This is a genomic window from Bradyrhizobium sp. (assembly GCF_035935975.1).
Lineage (GTDB): Bacteria > Pseudomonadota > Alphaproteobacteria > Rhizobiales > Xanthobacteraceae > Bradyrhizobium.
In genome coordinates this window covers 1-10,341 of the sequence record NZ_DASYWN010000008.1, presented here as the reverse complement: position 1 = coordinate 10,341, position 10,341 = coordinate 1, and the positions used below count along the sequence as shown (strand labels likewise).

8 protein-coding genes and 1 riboswitch are annotated in these 10,341 nt (G+C 64.8%); of the genes, 2 read left to right on the top strand and 6 right to left on the bottom strand.

Annotated elements, in window-relative coordinates:
- Positions 1-155 precede the first annotated feature (155 nt).
- From VGR99_RS03205 to VGR99_RS03195, 3 genes are all read right to left on the bottom strand, one after another.
- On the bottom strand, positions 156-1,598 hold the full coding sequence (locus VGR99_RS03205) for an MATE family efflux transporter (RefSeq protein WP_326896857.1): 1,443 nt from the start codon (positions 1,596-1,598) through the stop codon (positions 156-158).
- 230 nt (positions 1,599-1,828) lie between these two features.
- The gene (locus VGR99_RS03200) at positions 1,829-2,881 is read right to left on the bottom strand and encodes a hypothetical protein (RefSeq protein ID WP_326896856.1); all 1,053 of its coding nucleotides are present in this window, start codon (positions 2,879-2,881) and stop codon (positions 1,829-1,831) included.
- A gap of 322 nt (positions 2,882-3,203) precedes the next feature.
- Positions 3,204-4,310, bottom strand: coding sequence for a 2'-deoxycytidine 5'-triphosphate deaminase (locus VGR99_RS03195; protein WP_326896855.1), 1,107 nt, complete (start codon positions 4,308-4,310; stop codon positions 3,204-3,206).
- A gap of 110 nt (positions 4,311-4,420) precedes the next feature.
- A riboswitch (SAM riboswitch) is annotated at positions 4,421-4,500 on the top strand.
- A 73-nt stretch (positions 4,501-4,573) separates the two neighbouring features.
- Here VGR99_RS03195 and VGR99_RS03190 point away from each other — a divergent pair.
- Positions 4,574-5,761, top strand: a complete 1,188-nt coding sequence (locus tag VGR99_RS03190; RefSeq protein WP_326896854.1) for an O-succinylhomoserine sulfhydrylase — start codon at positions 4,574-4,576, stop codon at positions 5,759-5,761.
- A gap of 130 nt (positions 5,762-5,891) precedes the next feature.
- Here VGR99_RS03190 and VGR99_RS03185 read toward each other — a convergent pair whose 3' ends face one another.
- From VGR99_RS03185 to VGR99_RS03175, 3 genes are read right to left on the bottom strand one after another with little or no spacing between them, the layout of a single operon-like run.
- Positions 5,892-6,875, bottom strand: a complete 984-nt coding sequence (locus VGR99_RS03185; protein WP_326896853.1) for an SGNH/GDSL hydrolase family protein — start codon at positions 6,873-6,875, stop codon at positions 5,892-5,894.
- A gap of 12 nt (positions 6,876-6,887) precedes the next feature.
- Positions 6,888-7,667 (bottom strand): SGNH/GDSL hydrolase family protein, encoded by a 780-nt coding sequence (locus VGR99_RS03180; protein ID WP_326896852.1) that lies wholly within the window; start codon positions 7,665-7,667, stop codon positions 6,888-6,890.
- Positions 7,667-8,902 (bottom strand): OpgC domain-containing protein, encoded by a 1,236-nt coding sequence (locus VGR99_RS03175; protein ID WP_326896851.1) that lies wholly within the window; start codon positions 8,900-8,902, stop codon positions 7,667-7,669. The genes VGR99_RS03180 and VGR99_RS03175 overlap by 1 nt, the downstream gene beginning before the upstream one ends.
- A 184-nt stretch (positions 8,903-9,086) precedes the next feature.
- On the opposite strand from VGR99_RS03175, the gene apaG reads away from it, so the two are divergent.
- Positions 9,087-9,479, top strand: coding sequence for a Co2+/Mg2+ efflux protein ApaG (gene apaG / locus VGR99_RS03170; RefSeq protein ID WP_326896850.1), 393 nt, complete (start codon positions 9,087-9,089; stop codon positions 9,477-9,479).
- Positions 9,480-10,341 lie beyond the last annotated feature (862 nt).

Genomic DNA, 10,341 nt, shown 5'->3' with positions numbered 1-10,341 from the left:
ATGCCTTCATCCTCCACAGCCCGAATAATGCGAAGGCGAAGGTCCGGCGAGAGTGGTTTAGCCATGGGGGCTGGCCTCCATCACCAGCCCTCAGGGTGAATCACGATTTGCTTCCCAAGGGAATCCCTTCCGATTCCGCCAGGTCGGAAAATGCTCTAGTCCGCCGCAGATAGAGCCGGCGTCATCGCGGTCTTGCTCTCGCGCGGTCCCCAGCGCGTCAGCACCACGCTGGAGCAGGAGAGCAGGCCGAGCAGGACCATCGAGCTTGCGGCGAGCCAGAAGAAGCTCTGCGCCGTCGCTTCATGCGTCGCCAGCCACCAGCCGATCGCCGCGATGTAGATCAGACGCGCGGTCTGCGCCAGCACCGGGCCGATCACCTTGGCCGCGCCTTGCGAGGAGAAATACATCGTCGAGGCGAGGCCGATGAAGGCGTAGAACGGCGCAACGGTCGACAGATATTGGTGGCTGGTGGCGCGCACCGTTGCGCTGTCGGTGAAGATGTTGACCCAGAGGTCGGGGAACATCGCAACGAGGCAGGCCGGCGCGCCGACCGCGATGAAGGCGCTCGCGCCTGCGGTCCAGGCGATGCGCCGCGCACGCGCGATGCGGCCGGCACCGACCGCCATGCCGATCATCGGCACCGAGGCGATGCCGAACGAGAACGCGATCGAGGTGAGCAGGAATTCGAGCCGCGCGCCGATGCCATAGCCGGCGAGGATCGCGGTGCCGAACTTCGCAAGCATGTGGGTGAAGATCGAGATCGTCAGCACCGATTGCAGCGGCGAGAAGCAGGCGATGGCGCCGACCTTGAGGATGTCGAAGAACATCACCCATTGGATCCGCAATCCGCGCAGCTTCGGCGCGACGCGGGCGCGGCCCGAGAACAGGTACCAGCCCATCACGCAGATATTCATGGAATAGGCGATCAGCGCGCCGGCTGCGACACCGCGCATGCCGAGCTGCGGCACCGGTCCGAGCCCGAGGCCCAGCGTACCGCCGAGCACGACCTGCCAGACTGCGGAGTTGAGGATCAGCAGCGACGGCAGCTTCATGTTGCCGGTGCCGCGCAGCACGCCCGCCATGGTGTTGAGCAGCCAGGGCAGCACGGCGCCGCCGAAGAACACCTGCGTGTAGGCGATCGCATGGGTCAGCACGTCGCCACGGCCGCCGAGCATCTCGAGCACCTTTGGCCCGAAGATCAGCATGCCCAGCATGAAGACGAGGCCGAAGGTGATGCCGATCAGCAGCGCATGCGCGGCGAGCGTGCCGGCACGCTCGCGATCGCCGGCGCCGAGCGCACGTGCGATCGCGGAAGCGACCGCGCCGCCCATGGCGCCGCCCGACATCGTCATGGTCAGGATCACTGTCGGAAACACCAGCGCCATCGCGGCCAGCGCCTCGACGCCGAGCCGGCCGATATAGGAGGTCTCCGCGATCACCACGCAGGTGCCGGCGGACAGCGCGACGACGTTGGGCCAGGCGAGCCCGAGCAGCGTCCGCAGGATCGGCCCGTCCGTCAGCGCGCTACGGACCGGCCGCTGAGGCGGCGACAGCGGACGCTCTTGTTCATCGACCGGGATTTCGGCGATGTCGGACATTTCCTCTCCCGGGCACGGGCGCCATTCGCGGCGCGGCAATGATGAGGTGTGCCAATCAATTTGTTCGCGCGCAGGGCGCAGCTGGGGCTTGTTAGCACGGCGCGCGGCGATTCCTCCTGCAAAGGGTGCAGGCGTGCCCTGCGGCAGCGCATTTCAGCCCGTGGAATTGCGGCTCTTCTTTCTCTCCCCGCAGGCGGGGCGAGGTGAAGCCCTCGCGGCCGCACCGTCGTTTATCCAATCGTCCAGGCCAGCGGTGGGCGGCCGGCCGTCGTCGGGCGCAGATGCACGCCGATGTGGCGGCCGCATCCGGCCGCGAGGCCCTCGAACAAGCCTTCCAGCACCCTGGCGCAGGCGCGGTGATGGTCGGCGACATCGTCCATCAGCTTCCAGCTCTGCTGGCGGATTTCGAAACTGCCTTCGGACTGCGTGGTCTCGGCCGCATCATCCTGCGCGGCGAACAGCGCGTTCAGGAACGAGGCAAATTCATTCGCGCCGCCGCGGCTCATCGCGAGCGCGGCTGCGACCTCATCGAAATACTGCATGCCGATCAGCTTGCCGGTGAGGTGCAGCAGATAGCCGGCATCTTCCGGGCCGAACAGCTGCACCATCACGGGCGCAGCGGTGCGGACATATTCCATGGCGTAATTGCGATAGGCTTTTTCGAGCCGCGGTTTTGGCCAGCTCATGACGGGCAACGCGGGCGCTGTCTTCGCATCGAACAGCGGCGCCTCCAGATGCCGCGCGAACACCAGCCGCTGATCCAGCTCGAGCGGATGGTCGTACTGATGATAATAGCCTTCGAGCCCGTCCTGGCCATCGACGCTCTGCTTGGTACAGACGAAGCCGAGCCTGATATCGCCGAGCGCGACGCCGTTGTTGGCGTGCCAGCCACGCAGCATCGCGCGCGAGACCTCGCCCGGTACGCCGCAGATCGCGGTGCCCTTCCAGATCCAGCGCGGCGGCGGATAGCGGATCCAGGCTTTCGTGTCGCTCTCATACATGTATTCGACGTGCACGCCGCCGATCCAGTTGGAGAGGTAGTGATATTGCGCAGCCGCCACCGCCGGCGGCAGATGATCAATCCCGAGCTTCTTCAGCCCCGGCAGGAAGCGCTCCTGCTGCTGGCGGCGAAATACGCGGAACACGAACTCCGCAGCATCGGCCGTGCCGCGCCGCGTGACGACGGTGAGGATGAGGCCGGTGAAATAGGCGTGGTAGAGGTCGGCGACCGCGCGCCAGCGCTTCCATTGCGCTTCCTGCGCGGGGTCTGATGCGGCGGTCATGTTCGCTCCCGATCGTTGTTTTGATCGAGTGTGTCACCGCCGCAGGGAGCAGGCAACATGACGCGCATGCAGGGGCCTGTGCACGACAGCCATCAATTCCGCATCACGAATTTTGTGACGTCCTGGCCGCACGCTCGCGCTCGACACGCTCGGTGACGTCGCGCACCAGCGCAAATGTCATTTCGATGTAGAGCTTCGAGTTGGGATTGATCGGTCATCTCGCCACCTCGTAGCCCGGATGGAGCGCAGCGTAATCCGGGATCGTGCCGCAAGTGAGAATGTCCCGGATTTCGCTTCGCTCCATCCGGGCTACAAGACCGGGCTACACCCGGAAGTGCTTGCTCAGCTTCAGCCCCTGCGCCTGGTAGTTCGAACCGATGCGCTGGCCGTACATCGCGTCGGGGCGCGCCAGCATTTTTTCGTAAACGAGGCGGCCGACGATCTGGCCGTGCTCGAGGATGAACGGCACTTCGCGCGAGCGCACTTCGAGCACGGCGCGCGATCCTAGCCCGCCGGCACCGGCATAGCCGAAGCCGGGATCGAAGAAGCCGGCATAGTGCACGCGGAATTCGCCGACCAGCGGATCGAACGGCACCATCTCCGCGGCGTAATCGGGCGGCACCTGCACCGCCTCTTTCGAGGCGAGGATGTAGAACTCGCCGGGATCGAGGATCAGGCTGCCGTCGGAGCGGGCCGCGATCGGCTCCCAGAAATCTTCCACCGCATAGCCGGAGCGGCGATCGACGTCGACGACGCCGGTGTGGCGCTTGGCACGGTAGCCGACGAAGCCGTTTGCTTTCTCGCCCGACAGATCGACCGAGACGGCGACGCCACCGGCAAGATCGGCATCATCGATGTCGACGAGACGCTCGGACGCATGCAACGCATCGAGCGCGTCGGCATCGAGGATGGCATCACCGGTGCGGAAACGCACCTGCGACAGGCGAGAGCCCTCGCTGACCAGCACCGGAAACGTCTTCGGGCTGATCTCGGCGTAGAGCGGGCCGTGATAGCCGGCGCCGATCATGTCGAAGCGGCGGGTGCCGTCGGCGATCACGCGGGTGAAAACGTCGAGACGGCCGGTCGAGCTTTTCGGATTGGCGGCCGCGACGATCTCCGGCGGCAGCGCCAGGCTCTCGAGCAGCGGCACGATGTAGACGCAGTTGGTTTCCAGCACCGCGCCGTCGGCGAGGCTGAACTCATGCAGCTTCAACTCGTCGATGCGCTCGGCAACGGTGGCGCCGGGCCCCGGCAGGAAGCTGGCGCGGACCCGATAGGCGATGTCGCCGAGGCGCAGATCGAGGCTGGCCGGCTGGATCTGGCTTTCGACGAAATCGTATGCGGGCAGGATGAGGCCCGCCTCCGCCATCGCCGCGATCATGCGGTCGGGCAGGATACCATTGGCGTCGGGCGCGACCGTGAACGTCAACCGGGGGTCCTCATCGGGGCTCAAATACAGCCGGACATACGGGAAATACTAGCCTTTTACGGCTATCCGATGGACGCCTTGACGGAAAGGGCATTGCGGAATATGAGCATCACTTATCCCGTGGTGATTTGAGCCGGCCGGCTTGCAGCCACGTTAAATAAGTCGCTAAACAGGCCGGGGACCTCTGTGATCCCGGCCCGTGGATATATCCAGGCCGGTTTTTTTGTGACCGTTTTCGCTCGACGGTCATCTCGGAGGGTCCTATGTCGAAGTCGCCTGCCACCTACCGTCCCGAAACCCGCCTGGTCCATTCCGGCACCCTGCGCTCGCAATATGGCGAGACGTCGGAGGCGCTGTTCCTGACCCAGGGCTATGTCTACAACAGCGCCGAGGAGTGCGAGGCGCGGTTCAAGGGCGAGGACCCCGGCTTCATCTATTCGCGCTACTCCAACCCGACCATCGCGATGTTCGAGCGCCGCATGATCGAACTCGAAGGCGCAGAGGCGGCGCGTTCGGCCGCGACCGGCATGGCCGCGGTGACCACCGCGATCCTGGCGCCGCTCAAGGCCGGCGATCACGTCGTCGCCTCCCGCGCTCTGTTCGGCTCGTGTCTCTACGTCATCCAGGATCTGCTGCCGCGCTACGGCATCGAGACCACACTGGTCGACGGTGCCAATCTCGACGAATGGCAGCGGGCGCTGAAGCCCAACACCAAGACGTTCTTCCTGGAGAGCCCGACCAATCCGACGCTCGACGTGCTCGACATTCCCGGGATCGCCGAGATCGCGCACAAGGGCGGCGCGCGGCTCGTGGTCGACAACGTGTTCGCGACGCCGATCTGGCAGAGCCCGCTCGCGCTCGGGGCCGACGTCGTCGTCTATTCCGCGACCAAGCACATCGACGGCCAGGGCCGCTGTCTCGGCGGCATCATCCTGTCGTCGGAAGCCTTCATCGCCGAGCACATTCATAACTTCATGCGCCAGACCGGCCCGTCGATCTCGCCGTTCAACGCCTGGGTCCTGCTCAAGGGCCTGGAGACGCTCGGCGTGCGCGTGCGCGCGCAGACCGAGAGCGCGGCGCGCATCGCCGACGTGCTGGCAAGCCATCCCAAGATCTCGCGGCTGGTCTATCCCGGCCGCGCCGATCATCCGCAGGCCGCACTGGTGAAGAAGCAGATGCGCGGTGGCTCGACGCTGGTCGGCTTCGAGGTCAAGGGCGGCAAGGCGGCCGCATTCCGCGTGCTCAACGAGCTGAAGCTCGCGAAGATCTCGAACAATCTCGGCGACGCCAAGAGCCTCGTGACGCATCCGGCGACAACGACGCATCAGCGCCTGAAGCCGGAGGATCGCGCCGCACTCGGCATCAGCGAGGGTTTTATTCGCTTCTCCGCAGGGCTGGAGCATGCGGATGATCTGATCGAGGATCTGACGGCGGCGCTGGAGAAGGCGTGAGCGAGGCTTCGTAGGGTGGATTAGCCCCGCGGCTGCGCGAAGCGCAGTCCGCGGGCGTAATCCACCTCTTTGATCCCCCGCGGCAACAGAAGTGGTGGGTTACGGCTTCGCCTAACCCACCCTACGGCACCTACATCGGCCGGTACGCCCGCACATCCGCGGGCACGTTCACGCCGAGCTGGATCTGGCCGACGGAGCGGATGATGTCGTCGCCGAGCAGCTGGGCGAAGCAGGCATAGCCCCAATCGTTCATGTGCAGGCCGTCGGCGATCACGAAGCTCTCGACCGGGATCGCCTGCTTCTCGTGCCAGTCGCGCATCACCTCGAAGCGCGGGAAGATGCCGACGTGACGAAGCTCGGCGACCTTGCCGAGCAGCTTCACCATCTTGCCGGCGCTCTCGGCGCGCTGGTTGACGGCCGGCGAATATTGCGGATCGACCAGCACGATGTCGGCGCCGCCGGCAGCCTGGATGTGGGAGATGCCGTCCTCGACCAGCTTGGCGGTATCGCCGGGATCGAGATTGCGGAGCACCGCGTTGGTGCCGACCTGCCAGATCACGAGATCCGGATGCACGTCGATCACTTCCTTCTGGAGGCGCTTCATCATCTCGGGCGCGTCCTCGCCGCCGATGCCGGCATTGATGACGGTGATGTCGGCGGTCGGATATTTCCGCCGCAACTGCGCAGCGAGACGGTTCGGATAGTTGAACTCCGGCGAGCTCGCGCCATAGCCCGCGGTGGAGGACGAGCCGAACGCGACGATCACGACGGGCTTGCCCGCCACGAGCTTGGCCGCGACATGCGGCAGCGAGCCCATCGCCTTCGAGCCGCCCTTCGGCGCGAGACACGGCACACGGCTGAAGATGTCGCCGGCGGATTTGGCGACCTCCTTCACCTTGTCGATGGCGCGCGCAGTGACGCCGCGCTGTTGGGCACTCGGCTGGGTCGCGGCGACCGTGGTCTGAGCGGGATTAGCGGCCTGCGCCGGGGCAGGCGTCGCCTGCGCGGTTTGCGCCTGCGCACGCGACTGCGATACCGGCGACAGCAACAGCAGCAAGGCCGCTGCAGATGCAGCCAGCCGTGTCGTCAGGCAAAAAGGGCGGAGAGAACTCATTAACGCTAGACCTCAATTTTGCTGCTGGGCCGGCCCCAGATGGGCTGCGTCGACCACGAATTGTGCCAACGCCCGGCCAAGGCAATCATGCACTCGCTTCGCCAACTCCGGTCCATGCGCGGGATTGAACAGGTCGAACTGACCCTGGTCGCTCCACTGCCGCATCATCGCGAAACGGTCGAACAACGGAATATCGTGCTCCTGCGCCACCACCTTCAGATTATCGAGGTAAGGCGGCACCGAGATCATGGTCTCCGTGCGCGGGCTGTACTGCAAATTCATCAAGACGACGTCAGCCCCCGCTTGCTGCAACGCGACAACACCATCTGTCACCGCGCCACGAAAATCATCGGGATCGATGGATCGCATAGCATCCACGGTCCCGGTCTGCCAGATGACCAAAGTAGGCCTTTTTGCTTCCAACAGCTTAACGAAGGTTCCGGCCGCCTCCTCGGCCGTCTTCTTGCTCTGTATTTCTACGGAGACGTGCACGGCCTCGGCCGGCGCCAGCTTTTCCTTCAAAATCGCCTGCATCCGCGCCGGATAGGACGCGTCCTCGGAGGCTTGAATCCGGGTCGAGCCGGTGCCGACGACCAGAATTTCAAGCGGTTTGCCGGATTTGACGGCCTCGGCGACCTTGGGAAGCTGGCTTTCGCTGGTGAGCAGATAGGACGGCAATTCGCAGGCCGGGGGCACGGCTGGATCTGCAGGCGCAGCATCGCCCGCGCGCGCCTGGGGCGCGGCGAGGCCACCGCATAGCAGGATCAGGCTCAGGAGAACCTCCGCCTTCATCAGCCCCCTCCCGCCATATCGGCGTTGCCGACGGCGTTTTTGGTTTTCGCACCGCTCTTGTCAGCCACGCGCTTGTACCACGAAATTACCCATGCAACGCCCCACATGATCAGGATTCCGGAGAGACTAATCAGCGCATGCATGGCTGCGCCGCCGGAGACTTCGGCCAGGATGAAATGGCCGGCGAAGGCGAGGAAGACGCCGAGGCAGAAGATCTCGAGGGAATGGGAGCCGCACAGGATCAGCGGCCGCAGCCAGGGTGATTTCAGGCCCGGCCAGTCGCGCGGCAGGAAGCGCACGGTGAGCGCGGCCAGCGCCAGGAAATGCGTGAAGCGCAACACGTCAAGGTCGGTCTTGTCGATCGGATACATCCACTGCTCGAGCCGCTTCGGCATCAGATGCGACAGCTGCGGCACGTACCAGGTCAGCGTCACATAGAACGCCGCCGCAATATAGGCGATCGCGATCCACATCGTCACCGGTGAAGCCAGAATACGCGACATGCGCCGCGCACCTCCGAGCGCACACCATGCACCGAAGACGAAAAGCAATTGCCAGGCCAACGGATTGAAGGCCCAGAAGCCGTTCGGATAGGCGGAGAAGTAGAGGTCGTATTCCCAGGTCACCGCGTAGAGCACGGCGGACAGCGCGAGCGTGAGGTCGGGCTTCCACTTCATCGACCACAGGATCAGTGGCAGCGCCAGCATCAGCACGATATAGAGCGGCAGCACGTCCATGTTGACGGGACGGAAGCGCAGCAGCAGCGCCTGCACGATGGTGACGTCGGGCTGCTTGAGGAAATCCATGATCCCCATCTCTTCGGTGTAGAGCGGGTTCTCGAAGCTGGTCGCCACATAGGAGATCTCGGCGAGGAAGATCGTGAACAGGAAGACGTGGGCGACGTAGATCTGCCAGACGCGGCGCAGGATGCGCGCGGTGGCGATGACGACGCCGCTCTCCAGCATCGCACGGCCGTAGACGAAGGCGGCGGTGTAGCCGGAGATGAAGATGAAGATCTCGGTGGCGTCGCTGAAGCCGTAATTGCGGATCGTGAACCAGGTCAGAAGGCTCGCCGGCAGATGGTCGATGAAGATCAGCCACAGCGCCAGCCCGCGGAACAGATCGAGCCGGAGCTCGCGCTCGCCGATCGCAGGCAGCGAGATGGCCGGTGCGGCGGCGAGCGGCTTCGCGGTTCCCGCGATCGGCGCTCCCGTCACTTGGTCGGCAATGGTCATCGGGGTCCGAAACCCTTCCACAGATCGCGACGCGTTAAGGATTGTACAGGTCCGGTGGTGGTCTCGCAAAGCGCACCGGATCACATTGGGCGGCGTACTTCCGCGCCAAATCGGGCGGGAGGATGTCAGGAAAGCCGCCCTGCGGCGTTTGGTTCCCGGCCGGGTTTTCGTTATGATGGCGGTCATGTACCGCGCCGTGACCCGCCAGATCGAAGTGACCGTCGAGCCGAACTTTGTTCCGGAGCAGTCGTCGGCCGACCGCTCGCGTTATTTCTGGTCCTATACCATCGTCATCACCAATTCCGGCGACGAGACCGTGCAGCTCAAGACGCGGTACTGGATCATCACCGACGCCACCGGCCGCCAGCAGGAGGTCAGGGGCGAAGGCGTGGTCGGCGAGCAGCCGACGCTCGCCCCCGGCGAGCGGTTCGAATACACCTCCGGCGTGCCGCTCTCGACCGCCTCCGGCTTCATGACCGGCCGCTATCAGATGGTCAGCGAAACCGGCGAACGCTTCGAGATCGACGTGCCGACGTTCTCGCTGGACAGTCCGGACAATAAGCGGGTGTTGAATTAGCGGCATGCCTCGGTGCCGTGCCACTGTCATTGCGAGCGCAGCGACTTGTCCGCCGAAGCCTTGGCGAAGGCGGAAGCAATCCAGACTACCACCGCGGAGACAGTCCGGATTGCTTCGTCGCTTCGCTCCTCGCAATGACGGAGGATGAGGCGGCAGCGCAGCTCTCCGGCACGCGCGCGTAGGATGGGTAGAGCGAAGCGAAACCCATCGCGCATCCTGCTCGCGGAAACATGATGGGTTTCGCTGCGCTCTACCCATCCTACCGGACTTGCAGACACACCTTCGCGTCCTCGCGGCTCATTTCACCCGAGCTTTGCTTGATCACTCCACCCTCTTCGCCAAGAGGGCGCAGGGAAGGCCGGGTGCCGGCGGCACCCGCGGTCTGCTGCGCGAGATGGAGCGCAAAGAGACCGCACAGCAGCATACAGGTGAAGCCCAACACACGGCCTTCCCTGCGCGATGGTCGGACGGCTTATGCCGTGCTCTCCCGGGAGCCGAGTTCCTTCTGGCCTCCCTCGCCTTCGCGAAAGTCACCGGCACCGCGCCGGTTGGCGCGACTGCCGCATCCGCAAAGGCTTGACCGTAGCAACGACGGCCAGGACCACACGGTTTTGCCGTACGCACGGCCCGCCATTTCGCTGCAGTTTTCCCGGCCCTGTCGACGGAGCCGGAAACTTACAAACGAGACGAACCTGACAGCGCCGCTCGTCGGCGCGAAGTCTTGGGCCCACGGAGAGCATCCGCCCTGCCCTTAACCTCTCGCGCCCGACGCTGCCGCGTCCACCGCAAGCCCGGCTCGCGCATCGTGACGACAACATGATCGCCCCTCAAGGATGAGCCGGGATGGGCGATGGATACGACA

Excerpts from the sequence above, each read along its gene's own strand:
- apaG (WP_326896850.1), top strand. The coding sequence starts at position 9,087 with ATGTACCGCGCCGTGACCCGCCAGATCGAAGTGACCGTCGAGCCGAAC.
- VGR99_RS03180 (WP_326896852.1), bottom strand. The coding sequence starts at position 7,667 with ATGAAGGCGGAGGTTCTCCTGAGCCTGATCCTGCTATGCGGTGGCCTC.
- VGR99_RS03190 (WP_326896854.1), top strand. The coding sequence starts at position 4,574 with ATGTCGAAGTCGCCTGCCACCTACCGTCCCGAAACCCGCCTGGTCCAT.
- VGR99_RS03205 (WP_326896857.1), bottom strand. The coding sequence starts at position 1,598 with ATGTCCGACATCGCCGAAATCCCGGTCGATGAACAAGAGCGTCCGCTG.
- VGR99_RS03185 (WP_326896853.1), bottom strand. The coding sequence starts at position 6,875 with ATGAGTTCTCTCCGCCCTTTTTGCCTGACGACACGGCTGGCTGCATCT.
- VGR99_RS03200 (WP_326896856.1), bottom strand. The coding sequence starts at position 2,881 with ATGACCGCCGCATCAGACCCCGCGCAGGAAGCGCAATGGAAGCGCTGG.
- VGR99_RS03175 (WP_326896851.1), bottom strand. The coding sequence starts at position 8,902 with ATGACCATTGCCGACCAAGTGACGGGAGCGCCGATCGCGGGAACCGCG.